Annotated in this window: 19 protein-coding genes; 3 read left to right on the top strand and 16 right to left on the bottom strand. The window is 59.7% G+C overall.

Annotation, left to right across the window (positions count from 1 at the left end; all coding sequences use genetic code 11):
* Nucleotides 1-45 precede the first annotated feature (45 nt).
* From KUV39_RS06315 to KUV39_RS06375, 13 genes are all read right to left on the bottom strand, one after another.
* Entirely contained in the window at nt 46-1,353 is a 1,308-nt protein-coding gene (locus KUV39_RS06315) for an ATPase (protein ID WP_008558930.1), read from the bottom strand.
* Nucleotides 1,354-1,517: 164 nt separating this feature from the next.
* Complete coding sequence (locus KUV39_RS06320; RefSeq protein ID WP_008562802.1) at nt 1,518-2,024, bottom strand: A24 family peptidase; 507 nt, start codon at nt 2,022-2,024, stop codon at nt 1,518-1,520.
* 17 nt (nt 2,025-2,041) lie between these two features.
* Nucleotides 2,042-2,890, bottom strand: a complete 849-nt coding sequence (locus tag KUV39_RS06325; protein ID WP_222459274.1) for a tetratricopeptide repeat protein — start codon at nt 2,888-2,890, stop codon at nt 2,042-2,044.
* A 45-nt stretch (nt 2,891-2,935) separates the two neighbouring features.
* Entirely contained in the window at nt 2,936-3,538 is a 603-nt protein-coding gene (locus KUV39_RS06330) for a tetratricopeptide repeat protein (RefSeq protein ID WP_037302549.1), read from the bottom strand.
* A gap of 3 nt (nt 3,539-3,541) precedes the next feature.
* Entirely contained in the window at nt 3,542-4,525 is a 984-nt protein-coding gene (locus KUV39_RS06335; protein WP_008559848.1) for a type II secretion system F family protein, read from the bottom strand.
* Between the two features lie 10 nt (nt 4,526-4,535).
* Nucleotides 4,536-5,504, bottom strand: a complete 969-nt coding sequence (locus KUV39_RS06340; RefSeq protein WP_008561407.1) for a type II secretion system F family protein — start codon at nt 5,502-5,504, stop codon at nt 4,536-4,538.
* Nucleotides 5,504-6,961, bottom strand: coding sequence for a TadA family conjugal transfer-associated ATPase (locus KUV39_RS06345; protein ID WP_209034344.1), 1,458 nt, complete (start codon nt 6,959-6,961; stop codon nt 5,504-5,506). The genes KUV39_RS06340 and KUV39_RS06345 overlap by 1 nt, the downstream gene beginning before the upstream one ends.
* A gap of 26 nt (nt 6,962-6,987) precedes the next feature.
* Entirely contained in the window at nt 6,988-8,217 is a 1,230-nt protein-coding gene (locus KUV39_RS06350) for a CpaE/TadZ family protein (RefSeq protein ID WP_008560210.1), read from the bottom strand.
* 209 nt (nt 8,218-8,426) lie between these two features.
* The gene (locus KUV39_RS06355; protein ID WP_046210733.1) at nt 8,427-9,053 is read right to left on the bottom strand and encodes an OmpA family protein; all 627 of its coding nucleotides are present in this window, start codon (nt 9,051-9,053) and stop codon (nt 8,427-8,429) included.
* A 20-nt stretch (nt 9,054-9,073) separates the two neighbouring features.
* On the bottom strand, nt 9,074-10,480 hold the full coding sequence (locus KUV39_RS06360; protein WP_046210734.1) for a type II and III secretion system protein family protein: 1,407 nt from the start codon (nt 10,478-10,480) through the stop codon (nt 9,074-9,076).
* 215 nt (nt 10,481-10,695) lie between these two features.
* Entirely contained in the window at nt 10,696-11,556 is an 861-nt protein-coding gene (gene cpaB / locus KUV39_RS06365) for a Flp pilus assembly protein CpaB (RefSeq protein WP_008563271.1), read from the bottom strand.
* A gap of 126 nt (nt 11,557-11,682) precedes the next feature.
* Nucleotides 11,683-11,859: a hypothetical protein gene (locus KUV39_RS06370; RefSeq protein ID WP_008559765.1), complete on the bottom strand. Its 177-nt coding sequence runs from the start codon at nt 11,857-11,859 to the stop codon at nt 11,683-11,685.
* A gap of 90 nt (nt 11,860-11,949) precedes the next feature.
* A complete protein-coding gene (locus tag KUV39_RS06375; RefSeq protein WP_008560683.1) occupies nt 11,950-12,135 on the bottom strand; it encodes a hypothetical protein in 186 nt (61 codons plus the stop codon).
* Nucleotides 12,136-12,488: 353 nt separating this feature from the next.
* Here KUV39_RS06375 and KUV39_RS06380 point away from each other — a divergent pair, with 353 nt between their 5' ends.
* Both KUV39_RS06380 and KUV39_RS06385 read left to right on the top strand, forming a co-directional pair.
* On the top strand, nt 12,489-13,331 hold the full coding sequence (locus KUV39_RS06380; protein ID WP_008559193.1) for a lytic transglycosylase domain-containing protein: 843 nt from the start codon (nt 12,489-12,491) through the stop codon (nt 13,329-13,331).
* Between the two features lie 177 nt (nt 13,332-13,508).
* The gene (locus KUV39_RS06385; protein ID WP_244998253.1) at nt 13,509-13,958 is read left to right on the top strand and encodes a hypothetical protein; all 450 of its coding nucleotides are present in this window, start codon (nt 13,509-13,511) and stop codon (nt 13,956-13,958) included.
* Nucleotides 13,959-14,053: 95 nt separating this feature from the next.
* Here KUV39_RS06385 and KUV39_RS06390 read toward each other — a convergent pair whose 3' ends face one another.
* Both KUV39_RS06390 and KUV39_RS06395 read right to left on the bottom strand, forming a co-directional pair.
* Nucleotides 14,054-14,683: a 3-oxoacid CoA-transferase subunit B gene (locus KUV39_RS06390; protein WP_008562820.1), complete on the bottom strand. Its 630-nt coding sequence runs from the start codon at nt 14,681-14,683 to the stop codon at nt 14,054-14,056.
* A gap of 12 nt (nt 14,684-14,695) precedes the next feature.
* Entirely contained in the window at nt 14,696-15,415 is a 720-nt protein-coding gene (locus KUV39_RS06395; RefSeq protein WP_222459276.1) for a CoA transferase subunit A, read from the bottom strand.
* Nucleotides 15,416-15,609: 194 nt separating this feature from the next.
* Here KUV39_RS06395 and KUV39_RS06400 point away from each other — a divergent pair, with 194 nt between their 5' ends.
* Entirely contained in the window at nt 15,610-16,863 is a 1,254-nt protein-coding gene (locus KUV39_RS06400; protein WP_222459277.1) for a Hint domain-containing protein, read from the top strand.
* An 89-nt stretch (nt 16,864-16,952) separates the two neighbouring features.
* Here the strand turns inward: KUV39_RS06400 and topA are convergent, their stop codons facing one another.
* Nucleotides 16,953-19,613 carry a type I DNA topoisomerase gene (topA, locus tag KUV39_RS06405; protein ID WP_222459278.1) on the bottom strand — a complete coding sequence of 887 codons (2,661 nt, stop codon included), beginning with the start codon at nt 19,611-19,613 and terminating at the stop codon, nt 16,953-16,955.
* Nucleotides 19,614-19,685 lie beyond the last annotated feature (72 nt).

Below are 19,685 nucleotides of genomic sequence, written 5' to 3' on the forward strand. Positions count from 1 at the left end.
TTTCTAAACGTTCTGGCCAAAGTTTTTCAAAAACTTTGGGCTGGCTCATTTGACGATGTGCTCGTCCTTGACGAACATATTGGCCCAGGCCCGGTCAATGAGCTCGGGTGACATTTGGTAGGGGATGCCTTCAAAATCGCAGATCGCCTTCATCTGATCGATGAGGAACACCGGCTGGTAGTTGGCATAGACGTTGTCGATGGTCGGGTATTTGCGTTTCAGCAGATGCACCAAGGCCGCTTCGTCCAGTGGCACGCCCTTCTTCTGCGCGACCATCGCAAAGATCTTGAGGAAGTTTTCCTGGTCCGGTCCGTCGATCTTGATCTTGAAGAAGATCCGGCGCAGGGCCGCCTGGTCGAAGATCTCGTTTGGGTGGAAGTTGGTGGAGAAAATCACCAGCGTGTCGAAGGGCACTTCAAATTTTTCACCCGATTGCAGGGCGAGGATGTCGCGGCCTTCTTCCAGCGGAACAATCCAGCGGTTGACCAGCGCCTGCGGTGGTTCTGCCTGACGGCCAAGGTCATCAACGATAAAGATGCCGCCGGTGGACTTGAGCTGCAGTGGCGCCTGATAGGTGCGTGCGGTGGGGTTGTAGACCAGATCCAGCATGTTCAGGGACAATTCGCCCCCGGTGATCACCGTTGGGCGTTCACACATCACGTAGCGGGTATCAAACCGGCGGGCGCGACGCAGGCTGTTTGGGTCGTCTTCCGGAAGAGGCACTGCATTGTGCACGATCGGGTCGTAGACGGTGATGACCTGGCCTGCGTATTCGATGGCGCGCGGCACATAGACGTGATCGCCAAGCGCGTCGCGGATCCCGTTTGAAATCGAGGATTTACCGTTGCCGGGCGGGCCATACATCAGGATCGAGCGCCCGGCGCTGACGGCGGGGCCAAGATGGTCGAGCAAGCTGTCGGGCAGCACAAGATGGCCCATCGCATCAACAAGCTGCTGGCGGGTCACGAGGATATTGCGGATCGACTGGCGTTTGACCTGCTCGCGGTAGACCTCCAGCGGGACCGGCATGGCGCCGTAGTATTCCGACTGGCTGAGGGCATCCATCGCGCGCGCCTTGCCTGCGTCGGTCAGCTGATAGCCCATTTCATTGCCGGCATTCGCATTGAGCGTACCTGTGGCTTCCAGCAGTTTCTGCTCGCGGGCGATATCCACCAATTCCTGGGTGACGGGGATCGGCAGGCAGATGGCTGCGGCGATCTCGCTGACGTTTTCGCAGGTCTTGCGAAAGATCGTCTTGAGCAGAATGTCCCGCATCATCACGAGGGGGAGCTGCATCTGTTCCAGGCCACGCGGGGCCGGGGGCGCGATCACGGCGGATGTCTGCATGTTCATGGTGCGGCCTGCCTTCTTGTTGCTCGCTGACGGCTGAGAACGGCAGCCCGCAGGCTGCGTCAGGCAAGAGTTTATTCAGCACTGTGGCACAAGCGGGGCAAAGCTGGTGCAATTCCGCGAAAGCCGGTGCGAGATAGGCAGGATTTTAGCAAGCTGTGGTGGGGTCAGCCGGTTGCGACCTGACCCAGCCGTGCCCCAAGGATGAGGTAGACCACAAGCGTGCCACCAAGGCAGAGCCCCATGGGAAATTTGCTGCCGACATCCCAGCTTTTCCAGTCGGGGGCCAGTCGGCGCAGAGGGGTGTATTTGACGAGGCGATGGGTCAGGAACCCGGCCAGCAGCATGGCCGAAAAGATCATGACCACGATCGACAGATCACCAAAGGCCACGAAAGGGGCTGCGGCGCCTGCGAATTTGGCGTCTCCTGCGCCCACCATGCCAGCGCTGTAGCACAGAAAGCCAAGCGCAATGCCCGCTGGCAGATGGACGAGCTGCCAGCCGTAGTCTGACCAGCTCATCAGGAACGGGCCGACGATCACGAAGATCGCCGCCAGCAGGTCAACCGTCCAATTCGGGATACGCATCTGGCGCAGGTCGCTCAGCGCCACGACAAAGCACAGGGGTGCGACGAAGGGCAGGAACCACAGGGCGACATGGGCCGAGATCACCATTTCGGGCTGGCTCCGTCTTAGCCGTTTTCCAGCGCTTCGAGCGCGCGTGCGGCGGCGTCGAAATGCTGCGGGTGGGTGGAAATTGCCTGACGCAGCAGGCTTTCGCCGGTCTGGATGTCGCCCTGCTTGATCGCAGAGAGACCGAGCGTGTGCAGAAGTTCTGCGCGCTCAACCTGATCAAGCGGGATCACCGGCAGGGTGTAGTTGCGCTGTGCACTGCGGGCCAGAACCATGTTGTTCTTGGCGGTGAACAGGTTGGGATCCTGGCGGATGGCGTCTGCAAACAGGCGCTCTGCCTCGGCGTAGTCGCCGCGGGTCAGTTTGGAATAGCCCCAGTTGTTCATCACTCGCGCCGGCTGCGTGGTGAGGCCGACGGCGGTTTGATAAAAGCTGTCAGCGCGGCTCCAGTCCTTGGAGGAGTCGGCCACCATCGCCTCAAGGCGGTAGCGTTGATAGGTCTCGTGGGTGGGGGGCACGGCGTTGAGGGTGGATTTCGCTGCATCCCAGTTGCTGGTGCGGATCAATGCATCGGCCAGCTGGACGCGATCTTCGTTGGTGGCTCCGGGGAGCGATACGACCTTTTGCCAGGCAGAGACCGCTTCGGTGTCGCGCTTGGCGCGGATCAGCGACAACGCCAGGCCGCGGTTCAGGTCGATGCGGTCCGGATCTGATTTGAGAGTGCGCTGGAAGTAGGTCACGGCCTCGTTCGGGTCCGCAACAGTCAGCATCACGTCGTTGAGGTTGCTTTCGTCGACGACGTTCACTTCCTGAAAGGCGCGATCGACGGCTTCGGTGTCATCCTTGGCGCAGGCCGACAGGACCAGCCCACCAACCAGACATGCGGATACGAAAAACTGCTGGCGCATTTTTGCGTCCTTTGTGCTGCTCTGCCTCGCTCTCGCAGGTGCGGCCTAGGGGGACGTGCGAATCAAATAGCTGCCACCACCGCGCTGCACCAATGCGTAGCCTTGTTTTTGCGTTTCACTATGTGCGCTTTGGTCAAGCTTGGCGAGGGCGAGGCGGAAATTTTCACGGATTGCGTCACTTTCGCCATTATTGAGCGCAAAGGCCCGGCGCAGGATTTGCTCTGCTTCGGGGTATTTCTGCCGTTCCATCAGCACCACGCCGAGGTTGTTGAGCGCGGCAGGCCACTCCGGATCACGTTCGACAGCGCGGCGCAGGTGGGTTTCTGCCTGACCCAGCCGGCCCAGACCCAGGTTGGCGCTGCCAAGGCCGGACAGCACCTCGGCGGTGAGCCCTTCTTCCAGTGCGGCGCGGGTAAAGGCGTCGAGCGCCAGCTCATATTCTTCGGCGGCCATCAGGCGATGGCCCACGATCAGCCCGCTGGTGGTTTCACCGCGCGGATCCACCCCCGGTGCCAGCGGAGAGGCAAGCGGATCGTCGGGGTCTGGTTTGCCGCCCGCAGACATGCAAGCCGCCACCAACGCAGTTGCGAGGGTGGCGGACATCAGTCGACAAAGACGGGAGGGGAGGGCCCAACCCAAAGTCATCATGTGTTATTTGCTCATATTGCCCAGGTTGGCGATGCCCTGCGCCGAGGGTCCGACCAGAATGATCAGCAGCGGCGGCACCGTGAGTGTCATTGTGGCAAGGGTCATTTTTGTTGGCAACTTGTTTGCGGCCTCTTCGGCGCGCATCACACGTTTGTCACGCATTTCCCCGGCATAGACCCGCAGCGCATCAGCGATGGAGGTACCAAAAGTGGCGGACTGGATCATCACGGTCACAAAGGAGGACACATCCTGCACACCGCAGCGGGTGCCCATGTCGCGCAGAACCTTGTCCTTTTCCTTGCCCGCCTTCATTTCGTAGGCGACGACCTCGAACTCTTCGGCGAGGGCGGGGTAGGAGGCATGGAGTTCCTTGGCCACACGCACAATCGCCTGATCCAGAGACTGACCTGCCTCGACGCAGACCAGCATCATATCAAGCGCATCCGGAAAGCCGGAGGTGATTTCCTGTTTACGCTCTTCGATGCGGCGGGTGATCCAGTACTTTGGCAGCATGTAGGCCGCCGCACCGGGGCCGATGATGCGGATGATCATCTGCTGGCTGTCGTATTCCATGTCGGCGTTCAGCACATAGACATAGACCAGACCGGCAACCAGACCGACAAGGCCCAAGGCGAACTGGGCAAAGTGGAACAGGCGCACGGAGTCTTTGGACTGATAGCCCGCCTGCCGCAGTTTCAGCTCCATCGCGGAGAGTTCGTCTGCGTTCTGGGGTTCCAGGAAGGAGGCGAATTTCTGCAGCTGTTCATTGCGGTCCGCCTGGCGGAGGCGTTCCTTTTGTGGCTTCTTGTCCCGTGTGCTTTCCGACATGCTGCGCTGCAGCTTCTTCATCGGGTCTTCGGGCTGGTTCAGCAGCAGCGGAATGGCCAGAAGGATCATGAAAAGACCCAGAAGACCAACCGCCAGCAAGGGGCCGAAGGGGCCGAATTGGTTGATGAGAAGATCGTTGATATCGTTCAGAGATGTCATGATCGGGTCCTCATACCTTGATGTTTGTCAGCATGCGCATGACAAAGAGGTTTACGGTCAGCATGGCGCCGACAACAAAGCAGGCCGGAATGAACCACGGGTGGTCGATGACACTGTCGTAATAGCCCGGATCCTTGGCCAGAATGCCGCCCAGGCAGAACAGCGGGAAACCCGAAAGGAACTTGCCCGACCACTGCGCTTCGGCGGTGATCGCCTTCACGCGGCGAAACAGGCGGAAGCGGGCCCGGATCACCTTGGCAAGACCTGCCAGAACCTCAGCCAGGTTGCCGCCGGATTGCTGCTGGATCGTCACCGCCACCGCAAGGAAACGCATATCCTGCATGTCCAGACGTTCGGCCATTTCCTTGAGCGCCTCACCGACATCGCGGCCATAGGCGCTTTCGTCTGCGATGATGCCGAATTCGGTGGCGAGCGGGTCTTCGACTTCGTTGGCAACGATCTGCACGGCAGAGGCAAACGGGTGGCCCACCCGCAGGGAGCGCACCATCAGTTCAACCGCGTCGGGCAGCTGTTCTTCGATCATGGACATCCGCTTGGCGGCTTTTTTGTTGACCCAGAAAAAGACCGCACCGACGCCAATGATGATAGAGGCCATCACTCGCAGCGGGACTTCGGCCGAGGTGCCGACGCTCAGCCCGACAAAGGCCAACGCGGCAACCCCCGCCATCACCAGAATCAACTGGCGCGGGGTAAAGGCGATCGCCGCCTTTTGCGCGCGTTCAGCCAGCAGAGAGTAAAGCGGAATGGACTTGGCGCTCATGTGCTGGCGCATTTCTTTGCGCAGCTGCTCCAGCACCTGTTCGCGATTAGCGCCCTTGTCCATCATCTCCAGCCGGCGGTTCACCTTGCTGTTGAGGCTGATGGATTTGCCGAACGTCACCAGATAGAGACCTTCGACCAGCACCAGAACGCCGATGAAGATCAGGCCATAGATGATTGGTTCTGCACTCAGTTGCATCAGCGTGCCTCCATTACGGTCGGCTCGTAGATCGACGGCGGCAGGTCATAGCCCCACAGGCGGAAGCGCTCGGAGAAGTGGCTGCGCACGCCGGTTGCCGTGAAATGACCGATGATCTTGTTGTCGGGCGTCAGGCCCACGCGCTGGAAGCGGAAGATCTCCTGCATGGAGATCACGTCGCCCTCCATCCCGGTGATTTCGGTGATCGAGGTCATCCGGCGCGAGCCATCCTGCAGGCGCGAGGCCTGCACGATCAGGTTCACAGCTGATGCAATCTGGCTGCGCACCGCCTTGATCGGCATTTCAATCCCGGCCATGGCGATCATGTTTTCCAGACGCGAAATCCCGTCGCGGGCAGAGTTGGCGTGGATCGTCGTCATCGAGCCGTCGTGGCCGGTGTTCATGGCCTGCAGCATGTCGATGACTTCCTCGCCGCGGGTTTCACCCACGATGATGCGGTCGGGGCGCATCCGCAGCGCGTTTTTCAGACAGTCGCGGGGGGACACCTCGCCCTTACCCTCGACGTTGGGCGGGCGGCTTTCCATCCGGCCCACATGGGTCTGCTGCAGCTGAAGTTCCGCAGTGTCCTCGATGGTCAGAATGCGCTCGGCGTTGTCGATGAAAGACGACAGCGCGTTCAGCGTGGTGGTTTTACCGGAACCGGTACCGCCCGAGACGATCACGTTCAGGCGGGTCGAGACGGCGGCCTGCAGATAGGCGGCCATTTCTTCGGTAAAGGCGCCGAAATTCACCAGGTCGTCGATGCCCAGTTTGTCCTTTTTGAACTTACGGATCGACACCAGAGAGCCATCCACCGCAATCGGCGGCACCATCGCGTTGAAGCGCGAGCCATCTGCGAGACGGGCGTCCACATAGGGGTTTGATTCATCGACGCGGCGCCCCACAGCAGAGACGATCTTGTCGATGATCCGCATCAGGTGCTTTTCATCCTTGAAGGTCACATCGCTGAGTTGCAGCTTGCCTTCGCGCTCAACAAAGACCTGTTGGGGGCCGTTCACCAGAATATCGCTGACGGTGTCGTCCTGCAAAAGGGTCTCCAGCGGACCAAGGCCAGTGACCTCGTCGTAGAGCTCTTTGTTCAGGGTTTGCCGATCCTCGCGGTTCAGCACAATGCCGCGCTCTTCCAGGATTTCGGAGGCGATAGAGGAAATCTCTGCGCGCAGCTCTGCCTCGCTGGCGCGTTCCAGCGCTGCGAGGTTCAGGTTTTCCAGCAGCTCTCGGTGCAGCTGGATCTTGATTTCACCCATGCGTTCCTTGCGCTTGCGCTCCTTGTCCGCTGGCGCGGCCTCGGCCTTAGTGCGCGCTGCCGGCTTGCGCAGAGTCGCAGCCGCCGGGGCAGGCGCCTTGGGCTGGGCCTCGGGGGCCGGTGCCGCCTTGGGCTGGGCCGCGGCGGCTGGCTTGGCAGTGGCAGACTGTCGTTTGTACTTGGAAAACATGGAAAACGCCCCAGGTTACGGTCGGTTCAGGCAGCAGCTTCGCTCTGTCCGAGGTCGTGCAATGATTGCGCCAGTTTCAGGATCTCCTTGCGCAGCGGGTTCTTTGCCGCCGAGCTGGCCAGCGGAGAGCCGTGATCGCAGCTCTGCGCGACCTGCTTGCCGCCGTCGGGCAGCTGCAGGTCAATGGAGATACCCAGTGATTCCGCCATCCGTTTCACGCGGCTCTTGCCGCTGAGATCGGTGAATTTGGGCGCGCGGTTGAGGGCAAAGCGCAGTTTTTCAAACGGCAGGTCCTCAGATTGCAGTGCCCGTTTCAGGCGAAGCGCGTTCTGCGCCGAGCGCATGTCCAGTTCCAGCATGGAGAAATAGACATGGGCCATGTTCAGGACGGTTTCCGACCACTGCACCAACGTGTGGGGCATGTCGATCACCACAAAGTCAAAGTGGCTGCGGGCCAGTTCGATCACGCGCTCGATGTCTTCTGGTGTGATGAAATCAAGCGGGATCATGTCGACCGGCGCGGTGAGAACCTGCAGCTTGTCCTGGAAGGTCACCAGCGCCTGGCCAAAGACGTCTTCGTCCAGCGTTTCGGTTTCGCTGAGCATTTCCATCACCACTTCGCGGCGTGGCAGATCAAGATAGGTCGCAACCGAGCCGTATTGCAGATCAAGATCGAGAAGGCAGACACTGGGGGTTTCGCTGCTGGACAGCTGGGCGAGTTCCCAGGCGAGGTTCACGGCCATTGTGGTTGATCCGCAACCACCGGCAAGCCCGTGACAGACGATGACCGCTCCGTCGCGCTTGCTGCCGCTTTTCAGCTGGTGCTGGGGTTCCTGATGGCGCTCTGCCTCTGCCATGCGCAGACGTTCAATCGCTGACTGCAGCTCTTGTTCGGGCAGCGGGTAGGGGATGAACTCATCCGCGCCCTGACGCAGCAGGCTGTGCAGGGCGGTCGGCGTGACATCCTCGGCGATCAGGATCACCTTGATATTGCGGGCTTTCGCCTCGGTGATGATGGTGCCCATCAGGGCCAGATTGGATTCATCTTCGCTGTCCAACGCCAGCGCTACGAATTCCAGCGCTTCGGCTTCGCTTTGGTTGAAGAAAGCCAATGCCTCGTTGAAGCCCAGATCACCCCAGGATTCCCCCATGGCGGTTTCCATGTCTTCGATCAGCAGATCGAAGTTCTGCACATCGCGACTGATCGTGCAGGCAACAATTGCATTCGCTTCTGTCTGCGGCATACCGCTGCTCATCACCGTTATCCTTCTCTCAGGCGTGTCACCAGATTCGGGCAGTCACGCTTCACGTGAATCCTGCGTCTGGATACACTTTGCCTCTGAGAACAATGTCGGGGAAGATCTGGGCGAGATTGGGGCCAAGGCCGCCCATTTGTGGGGAATTGTTAATCAGGCGTAAACAAGGTTAACCGATGCTAACCTTGTTGCCGGACAGTCCGCGCGGCTTATTCCAGCGCTGTGCGCAAAGACCGCTCGCTGGTCAGCGTGGTGCGCGGTACGGCGCTTTCCACATATTCGCGGTAGATGATCTGCGCGTATTTCCCATCAAGAACAGTCGGATGACGCTTCAGGAAACCGCTGACCTCGGTGACGGTGCGGCGGTTGCGGCGTTCGCGATCCGATGTCGGAATGAGCGGCTGTGTTTCGCCAAAGGAAACAACGGCTTGCAAGCGACTGCGGCTGATTCCACGTGATACGAGGTAGGACACGGCGGCGCGGGCGCGGCGCAGGCCAAGGGTCTTGTTGTAGCTGTTGGAGCCCACGGCATCGGTGTGGCCGTAGACGCGGAAGCGCACTTCGGGGAATTGGCGGATCCAATGGGCCTGCTGGTCCAGAATCGCGCGGGCCTCGGCATCAAGCTGGGCGCTGTCGAAGGCAAAGTTGATGGTGGTTGGGACGTCTTCTGCAAAACGGGTAGCGAGCTGGATGGCGAAGTCCCGCTCGCCCGCCATCACCGCGGCATTGGATGTGGTGGCATTGCCAAAGACAGCGCGATCCAGAGGTTCGCCAGCTTCGTTGCTACAGGCCGCAACCGTCAGGGACAGGCCAAAGAGTGCTGCATATCTGATCATCTGCCCCAATTCCCTTCCGTTCAGTCCAAGACGTAGCCGTAAGAGCCGTTGAAATCCTGTTTCGCGACTTCGCTGGCCGGCCCTTTGCGTTCGCGCGCAACATTGCCAAACAGGAAGAGGTCGGTTTCGCTCGGCGGGCGAATGCGATCGGTCGGCAGGCTGAGCGCTTCGCCGCGGGTCGGTGTGACCAGATGAGCGCTGACGATAATCACGAGTTCGGTCTGAGCCCGCTGGTAGTTGGCGCTGCGGAACAGCGAGCCAAGCACCGGCACATCACCGATCCAAGGCAATTGGGAGGAATTGTCACGGAATTCGTCGCGGATCAGGCCCGCAATCGCAAAGCTCTCTCCGTCGCGCATTTCAACCGTCGTGACGCTTTCGCGGCGGGAGAAGGCTGCGATGTTGAGGCCGTTCAATTCGATAGAGTTGGTGGGATCAATGGCAGAGACCGCGGCCTTCATTTCCAGATTGATCACATCCGCATCAACGACACGGGGGATGAAATTCAGCTCGATCCCGAAAGGTTTGAACTCAATCGTGATAACGCCGTCTTCCTGCGCGACGGGGATAGGATATTCGCCACCTGCGAGGAACTTGGCCTCTTGTCCCGACAGGGCAGAGAGGTTCGGCTCCGCCAGGGTGCGCACAACGCCCTTCTGCTCCAGCGCCTCGAGCAGCAGGTTCACCTGAAATGCACCTGCGTTGAAGCCGAAGACAAATGCGCCGGTGTTGTCATTGGCAGCCGGGATATTGCCGGTCAGGCTGTTGGTCAGCGCGCCTTGGGTGTTGAGGGTGCTGGTCCCGCCGTTCACGCCAACGCTATTGCCGCCGTTCACACCGAGCGATGCGCTGAGGGATTTGGAAACAGTGCGCTGCATTTCGGCAAAGCGTACTTTCAGCATGACCTGCTGAACGCCGCCCACCGACATCAGATTGCTGACGCGATCAGGCGCATAGCGTTCGGCCAAATCCAGCGCCCGTTGCAGGCGGGCAGAACTGGACACCACACCGGACAGCACGATGCCGTCGTTTGCGGTGCGCACTTCGATCTTTTCGCCGGGCAGGATCTGACGGAGGCGCTCCTTGAACTCGCTCACATCGGCCGCAACGCGTACATCGACGTTGGTGATCAGGCGACCCGATGCATCCAAAAGCGTGAGGGTGGTCAGGCCCGGCGATTTGCCCAGCACATAGATGGTGCGGTCGGAAAGAGAGGAAATGTCAGCGATGCTGGGGTTCGCGATGCTGAGTTCGGAAAACGGAACGTCGCTCTCGACAACCACCGCCCGGTTCATCGGGACTTCGAGGTTGGAGGACGTGCCCTTTTTGACCACGCGCAAACCTTCGGCCCAAGCACCCTGTGCACTGGGCATTACCATAAGCGAAAGCCCCGTCAGGGCCGCCGCAAAATACCGTCTAAAAGCCATGTGACCTGCCTTTCCGATCACGCCTCAATACCGGGTCTTTTTGCCCGCTGTTTGCGCCACTGTGCGCGAGAACGAGAATTTTTGCAATAATCAATGGTTTCCAAGAGGTTTCTACAGTCTCTCACCTGTGGGGCAGAGGTCACATGACATACAAACGCCGCCCAGGGTATGAGCGGCGTTTAATGTGTTATCTGATTGATTGTCTTGCAGGAAACTCAGTTCGTGCAGGGGATCGGGATTTCGACAACTTCCGCGCCCCGGCGGGTCCGGATGGTGCAGACCTTCTCTTTTTCGGCCTGCTGCGGCGCTTCGATGGCGGTCAGACCAAGGAGCGATCGCTGGTCGACCTCGATCACGGAGGCCACAGTGTCATCCTCGGCACCGACAAGTGACAAGGTCAGGCGACCGGTGCTCTGGGCCTGTGCCAGAGCGGCGACCTGTTCGGGCCGTGCAGAGACGGTCACCGTGCGGGCGATGGTGGCTCCGTCGAGATCCGAGCCAGCGCTCTGGTCGATTGCGATCAGTTCGATGTTGGCCTGGATCAAGCGGGTGAAATCGCCACTGCGTTCGCTTGTCTGGTCGTCGACGCGACCTGTCCAGTAGACATCGACCCGATCGCCGGGACGCAGAAAACCCGACACGCCAGAAGAGACGTCGACCCGGATGGCAAATGCCCGCATGCCGCGTTCCAGCCGCGATGTCAGGCCCGCATCCTCACCGGGTTTGGTGACTTTGATCGCCAGGATTGCCTCGTCTTTTTCCATGGTCCGCAAAACCACGCGGGGCTTTTCCTCGGCTTGAGGTGGAAACAGCTCTTCTGCGGTCAGGAACGCCCCTTCGGGAATGGCATTTTGCGGCCATCGCACAGCGCGGACACGTTCCGGTGTTAGGCGTTCGCCATATTTTAACGGCTCGTTTGCGATAAAGACATCAACCAACGGGATCACCTCTCCGCGGGATGCCCGTTCCTCAGCAAGCGCATTCTGGTAGGCTGTGATGTAATTCTTTGCCATCATGACCGCCCCCCCGGCGAGGGCGATACCGACAATTAGGACAAGTCCGAAAACTGCACGCATAGTGGTACCTCTCATCAGTAGCAGCCGGTGTTGTCGTAACAACACCGGTGCCTGGATCGATCAAACCGTTGCCTGAACCGGGCGTTCTGTCCCGTCACCGCATAAATGCGGGAAGACGATTGGAAATCAGCTGAATGACCAGTTGGACATGTAAGCTGCCAGCAGATCAGCCAGCCCCAACGCGCCTTCTTCCATCGAGGCGGCGATAAGAACAGCCAGCCCGACGATTGCAGCGGTCAGAACAACCCAGTCCACGGTGACCGCACCGTCTTCTTTGGCAAGGAATTGCTTGAACGTATTCATGGTGGACCTCGCAGACCGAAGGTTCCTTGGGCAAAGGGCCGCGCCTTCGACAAAAGACGCGGCCCAATAACTCGTCAGATCAGGTACGACTTAGGAGTCGGTCGGACCTTTGGTGCCCAGGTAGGAACCGGTCGCGGAGGTCAGGTTGGACGCGCCGTTTTCGATGGAGGTGTAAACAACACCTGCCAGAGCAGCAACAGCAGCGGTCAGAACAACCCAGTCAACAGTCACGGCGCCGGATTCGTCTTTGCGGAAGTTTTTGAAGAATTTGATCATGGTTCGTCCCTCCAAAGGATCTAAGGTTTAAGTAACCCTGTCGTCCGTTGTGAGCCTGCTCTCTCCTGCGAAGCTCTGTCCGACTTGGTATGAACACATATAGCCAGTGGAGCGTGGCAGGATTTGGGCTGAAACGCGGACTCATTTGCCGAAGTTTAACTTTTCGGGGAAAATCGCCCTAGTGGACTGATTTGTAAGGGAATTAACTTTTACGTCTCGTAAATACCCGTGACCCTGGGGCGGCAGATCTTGGTAAATATGGCAAAACCGCCAGAATCTTGGCCGCTAAACTGGATTTCGGGCGCCGACTCGCAGAGGCTTTCGGCAAAAGAATCCCGAGTCCGAGCGCCGAAATGAGATATCCCACCGCTGTTTTGCTGGTCCTGAGCTGTTTTCTGGCTGTTTCTGGTCTTCCCGGCAGGGAATCACAGGCCCAGGAGGCTGCCGATTCTGTTCGCAAGGTGCCTGCCCCCTTTCCGGAGTTCGAAGCCAAACGTATCCGGCCACCGAAACCGGGCGCCCAAAAACGCATTACCATTCAGATCGAACCGGAGCCGGAGATCACCTCCGCTGTCCTGGCACCGGATGGACATGTTGTGCCTGATGCGCCTGAGGGGAGCTATAGTGGGTTCTGGGGCAGTGTCTCAGACAAGCTGAGTGACGCAGGGCCGGGCCGATTGAGCCAGGCCCTTGCCGCCCTTGGAGGGGAAACGCCGGTGGCCGCGCCGCGATTGCAGGTCTTGCAGGATATCGCATCAGAACGCGGCATCGATATCCTGACCGCGAGCGTTGGAACAGATGTCTCGCCGGCATTGGTCTTGGCGGTGATCGCAGTCGAGTCCGCAGGCAAGACTGGCGCGGTGAGCCGTGTGGGGGCCGAGGGGCTGATGCAGCTGATGCCGGACACGGCCCGCCGCTTTGGTGTCGAGGACGCTTTTGACAGTGCACAGAACATCAGGGGCGGAGTGAGCTATCTGAACTGGTTGATGGCAGAGTTCGATCGTGACCCGATCTTGGTGCTTGCGGGCTATAACGCGGGAGAGGGTGCAGTGCGCAGCCATGCCGGTGTGCCGCCCTTTGCCGAGACGCGTGACTATGTGCCAAAGGTTCTGGCCGCCTTTCAGGTGGCGCGGGGCCTGTGTATGACCCCGCCAGAGCTGATCACTGATGGCTGCGTCTTTCGTCAGATGAACTGAAGCCCGGATCGGCTGCGACCCTTCTCTTTTTTATAAATCGCAATTGATGTCATGTGACATCATTATTCTGCCCGAATTCTGGTGTCTTATAGGGGCATATTTGAGACCTCTGTATTTGGAGACAGTGATTTGGATTTGGGTATTGATCCAGCGGCCATTGCCGCAGGTTCCCAAGGGATGAGCAGCAATCTCATCCTGATCGGAGCCATCGCCTTTGTCGGCTTTTTCGGACGTTTGGTTTTTGTTGCCTTCGCACCAAGTATCGCCAAGGCCAACCCGTTGGCCAATTTCTCGGGCTTTGGCCTGATTGCCGTCGCGGTTGCACTGATCTTTGGTGGCCTGTTTGTCACCGGCAAGACGGTCAAAGCGACCGTGCTGGTGCAGCGGCATCTTATTGATCCTGTGATCGTCAGCGTATTGGGGCGGGACAGTTGTGACCTGAACTCAGACGACTACTGTGTTGTCGTATTCGAGGATGGTCGCGAGATGAGCGTCAATTGGCACGACAAGCGGGTTCATATGTATGAGATCCTGACACCCGCAACATTGCCGCTCTGGACGTCGCTCAGGCCCCGCAGCCGCCCGGGACATCCGGCGATGGCCACACCAGAAATAAGCGGCGCGTGAAAGCACCATCGCGGTGGCGCACCCTGCAAAAGAAAAGGCCCGCCGGGAAACCTGGCGGGCCTTTGTCGTTCTGGGTCGATTTACTGGGGCAGCGTTCAGTCGACGATGGTCGCCTGTGTCGCTGCGCGCAGCTCATCTTCGCTGACGCCCTCGGCGGTCTCGACGATCTTCAAACCGCCCTCGACCACATCCAGCACGCCAAGGTTGGTGATGATGCGGTCCACCACGCCCTTGCCGGTCAGGGGCAGGGTGCATTCTTTCAGCACCTTGCTGTCGCCATGTTTGTTGGTGTGGTCCATGACCACCACCACGCGGCCGACACCGGCCACCAGATCCATTGCGCCGCCCATGCCCTTCACGAGCTTGCCGGGGATCATCCAGTTTGCCAGATCACCGTTTTCGGCCACTTCCATCGCGCCAAGGATCGCCATGGCGATCTTGCCGCCGCGGATCATCGCAAAGGACTGCGCCGAGTCGAAATATGCGGTCTGCGGCAGCTCGGTGATGGTCTGCTTGCCGGCGTTGATCAGGTCGGCGTCTTCTTCACCTTCTATCGGGAAGGGGCCCATGCCCAGCATGCCGTTTTCGGACTGCAGCGTGACTTCGACGCCTTCGGGGATGTGGTTGCTGACCAGCGTCGGAATCCCGATGCCGAGGTTCACATACCAACCGTCCTGCAGTTCCTGCGCCGCGCGGGCGGCCATTTGATTGCGGTCCCATGCCATATCGCGGTCTCCTTACTTTGCTGCCGGGCGCACAGTGCGCTGTTCGATGCGTTTCTCGTGCTCGCCCTTGATGATGCGGTGCACGTAGATGCCGGGCAGGTGGATCGAGTCCGGATTGAGCGAGCCGGTGGGCACGATTTCCTCGACTTCAACCACGCAGACCTTGCCGCAGGTTGCAGCCGGCACGTTGAAGTTGCGCGCGGTCTTGCGGAACACCAGGTTGCCGGTTTCATCCGCTTTCCATGCCTTGACGATGGCGAGGTCGGCAAAGATGCCTTCCTCCATGATGTAGTCTTCCATCGCGCCGTCCGGCCCGGTGGGGAACTGCTTTTCCATCTTGCCTTCGGCAATCACGGTGCCCACGCCGGTTTTGGTGAAAAAGCCGGGGATGCCCGCACCGCCGGCGCGCATGCGCTCTGCCAGGGTGCCTTGCGGGTTGAACTCCAGCTCCAGCTCGCCGCTCAGATACTGGCGCATGAATTCGGCGTTTTCCCCCACGTAGGAGGAGATCATCTTTTTCACCTGCTTGGTCTGCAGCAGAATGCCGATGCCGAAATCATCAACGCCTGCGTTGTTGGAGGCAAAGGTCAGATCCTTTGTGCCTGCCTCCTTGATGGCCTCCAGCAGCAGTTCCGGAATGCCGCACAGACCAAAGCCGCCAGCCGCGATGAACATGCCATCGTGCAACAGCCCGTCCAGCGCCTCGGCAGCGTTGGCGTAAACCTTCTTCATATCCATCTCCCTCATCAGCCAGGTTGCAGAAGTTCTGACCAACACCCGTAGGGAAGTCAACGATACGGAGAAGACCGCGTATTTCTACGGATCGGGTCTCTATCGCAAATGTGATCGATCTGCGGACCCAGGATTACCCTACGTTAAGCTGGGTCTGGAATGTTGAGAATCGGAAATTACTACGAGAGGTCAACATGCCGAACTACACGTTTAAGGCCATCTATATCGGGACATTTTCCGATATGGACCCGGACGAAGCGAACTGGACCTCGGAAAATGCTAGCGCCCTTGTGGGAAAGAGCTTTGGCTCCAATCAGGACCCGCTCTACAAACAGCTTGAAGATCTGACCCTGGAGGATGTCGATGGTGATGGCGTCACTCAGGAAAACGACATGGGCCAAACTTCTGAGGATGTGATCTTTCAGGGCGCCTCCTCTGAACTCGACAGCATTATCGAATACACGGTTCAACTGTCTTTTGTAGGAGGCACGTGGGTTGAGGCCACGATGGTTGCCCTGCAGGATGATATGGGGCGGGTGTTTCTCGCACCATATGCCGATGGATCGATCGAGAACGATGTCTTCGACGATGCGCCAATCAAATCGATCAAGATCACCAAACTGTCGGGCGACGAATACATGGGCGCCTATAGCGACCGTGATCCGAACGCCTTTGTGGTCTGCTTTGCACAGGGCACCCGCCTGCGCACACCGGCAGGGGAGGTCGCTGTGGAGGATATGCAAATCGGGGAATATCTGCAGACATTGGACAATGGTCCTCAGCCAGTCGTCTGGATCGGGCAGGAGGAGGTGCGCGCAGCGCCGCGTACGGCGCCGATCCATATCGCGGCTGGTGCGCTGGGGCGGGATGGTGCTGGCAGGCCGCTGCCTGCCGTCGCACTTCGGGTTTCGCCGCAGCATCGTGTCCTGATCGCCTCGCGTATTGCCGAGCGTCTGTTCGCCACCCCTGAGGTTTTTGTTCCTGCCAAGAAGCTGCTGGGACTGGATGGCATCACTCAGGCGACAGGTGCTGGAGTGGTCCGCTATTGGCATGTGATGTTGCTCGCGCATGAGGTGGTGTTCGCCGACGGCGCCCCGGTAGAGAGCTTTCTACCCGGTCCAATGGCGCTGCAGGCGCTGTCCAAACCCTATCGCGCCAGTCTTTTTGCCACGCGGCCTGGGCTCAGGGCGGGGCTGGGCGTGCCTTCTCTGGCCCGTCCCCACGCCAAGGGGGAAAAACTGCGTCTGCTGCTTCAGCGCCATGAAAAGAACGGCAAGGCGCTTGTTGATGGTGACATTCTGGCCCGGCACGGTTGCGACAATCAGAACCGCCCCGGCGTGCCCGGCTATGGTCGCAGCGTGGTGCAGAATTTGGCACGGCTGCGACGTCAGCGCCCGGCTTTTGCTGCGCCAATCGCAGGAGGCGCAGGCGTCGTCGTCAACGGCTAAGCCAAGCCCAAGCGGGTCTGCCCGCCGACAAAAATGCCGATCAGCTGGGGCTGACCGGCATTTTTCGTTTGGGAAGGGTCAAGGCGAGCTTATTCCGCGTCCTTGGCCGCCGCTTTCTTGGTGGTTTTCTTTGCGGCCGTCTTTTTCGGAGCTGCTTTCTTCTTGGCGGGCGCCTTCTTCTTCGACTTGCCGGCCTTTTCCTCGATCAGCTTGACGGCCATCTCAACGGTGACGTCCTTGGGCTCCACGTCCTTGGGCAGGGTGGCGTTCACCTTCTCCCATTTGACGTAGGGACCATAGCGACCATCCATGATGCTGATTGCCCCACCGCTTTCCGGGTGATCCCCCAGCTCCTTGAGCGCCTTGGCGGCGGCGCGGCGGCCACGGCCCGGATTGGCGCGTTTTTCCGCCAGCATCTCCACCGCGCGGTTCATGCCGATTTCAAAGACGTCGAGCGTTTCCTTGAGGTTCACATAAACCGGCTTTTCCTCGTCGGGCTTCTGGTGCGCAATATAGGGGCCAAAGCGGCCGAGGTTGGCCTGAACCATGCCACCCTCGGGGTGTTGGCCCACGTCGCGGGGCAGCGTCAGCAGAGTGACCGCCTGCTCCAGCCCGATCTCATTCGGACCCCAGCCGGGCAGAAAGTCGCGACCCTGTTTGGGCAGCGAGGACCGCGGCGGTTTCTTGTTTTCTGGCGTTGCCTCGCCGCGCTGAACATAGGGGCCAAAGCGGCCGGATTTCAGGTGGATTTCGTCGCCATCGTCTTTGCCCAGAATGCGTTCGTACCCTTCGGCACCTTCGCCTGAAATCGGGCGTGTGTAGTTGCATTCCGGGTAGTTGCCACAGCCAACAAAACCACCGGTGCGCGAGGTTTTAAGATGCAGCTGCCCGGCGCCACATTTGGGGCAGACACGCGGGTCTGTTCCGTCTTCGCGGGGCGGGTAAAGCTGCGGCGCAAGCGCCTCGTCCAGAACATCCAGAACCTCTGAGATCCGCAGATCCGAAGTCTCTGAAATAGCGGCCGAGAAATCGCGCCAGAACTTGCTCAGCAACTCCTTGTAATCCGCATCACCTGCCGACACGTCATCCAGCTGGTTTTCAAGATTGGCGGTGAACTCATAGCCCACATAGGTGCGGAAGAAGTTCAGCAAGAAGATCGTGACGATCCGGCCCTTGTCCTCTGGGAACAGGCGGTTCTTGTCCTTGCGGACATATTCGCGGTCCTGGATCGTGGTGATCACAGATGCGTAGGTCGACGGGCGGCCAATGCCCAGCTCTTCCATGCGCTTGACCAGCGTTGCCTCGGTATAGCGCGGCGGTGGCTGCGTGTGGTGCTGCAGCGCCAGCACGGCACTGTTGTCGGACAGGACCGAAGCCTCCTTGCCCGCCTTTTCCGCCTGCGCACTGAGCGCGGCGGCAAATTTCATCGCGTCGCCCTGCATCACCTGCGGCAGGCGCTTGTCATCCTCATCCGCCACATCATCGCGGCCTTCCTCGTAAACCCGCAGGAAGCCGTCAAACAGAACCACCTGACCGGTGGCGCGCAGAACAACCTGCTGGTCGGCGGAACCGATATCAACGGTGGTGCGCTCCAGGCGGGCGCCGGCCATCTGACATGCGATGGTCCGTTTCCAGATCAGATCATAGAGCTTGCGCTGGTCGTCTTCGCTCAGCTTCAGGCTGGCGGCGTCCCGGCTCATGTCCGTGGGGCGGATACATTCGTGCGCTTCCTGCGCGTTCTTGGCCTTGTTCTTGTAGATGCGCGGCGAGGAGGGCACGTAATCGGCGCCATAGCGGCTTTCGATTTCGGCGCGGGTGGCCTGTACTGCCTCAGGCGCCATGTCGATGCCGTCGGTTCGCATATAGGTGATATGACCCGCCTCATAGAGACGCTGCGCCGCGTTCATGCACTGGCGTGCACCCATGCCGAATTTGCGGCTGGCCTCTTGTTGCAGGGTCGAGGTCATGAAGGGGGCAGAGGGGTTGCGGGAGGCGGGCTTTGCCTCCACCGATGTAACTGACAGCGCCCGGCTGGCGACCGCCTGCACAGCCAGCTCCGCAGCGGTGGAGTTGGCAAGATCAAACTTGTCCAGCTTGTCGCCGCCCAGAACCGTCAGTCGGGCTTCCAGCTCCTGCCCACGCGGCGTGGTCAGCGCGGCCTTTACCGACCAGTATTCCTGTGGATTGAACGCCTCGATTTCCATCTCGCGTTCGACGATGAGGCGCAGGCAGACCGATTGCACACGACCCGCAGAGCGGGCGCCGGGCAGTTTGCGCCACAGAACCGGTGACAGGTTAAAGCCCACAAGGTAGTCCAGCGCGCGGCGGGCCAGATAGGCCTCTACCAACGGCATGTCGACCTGGCGGGGGTTTTTCATCGCCTCGGCTACGGCGTCTTTGGTGATCGCGTTAAAGGTCACGCGGCTGACAGCGGTGTCCTTTTTGATGGAGCGCCGCTTGGTCAACGCTTCCTGCAGGTGCCAGCTGATTGCTTCTCCTTCGCGATCAGGGTCGGTCGCGAGGATCAGTGCGTTGTCGTCTTTCAAGGCATCTGCGATGGCTTTGACATGCTTGCGGCTGTCCGCTCCGACCTCCCAAGTCATGGCAAAATCGTCGTCGGGTTCAACCGAACCGTTCTTTGCAGGCAGGTCGCGCACATGTCCGTAGGAGGCCAGCACAGTATAGTCAGAGCCAAGATACTTGTTAATTGTCTTGGCCTTAGCAGGCGATTCTACAACAACGACTGGCATATATACGTAAACCTCTGTGCGACGGATTCCGGGCGCTCTATGGCGGGGCAAGATGTGGGGTGCAAGGGGAGA

This window comes from Phaeobacter italicus, assembly GCF_019801785.1.
Classification (GTDB): Bacteria; Pseudomonadota; Alphaproteobacteria; order Rhodobacterales; family Rhodobacteraceae; genus Phaeobacter; species Phaeobacter italicus.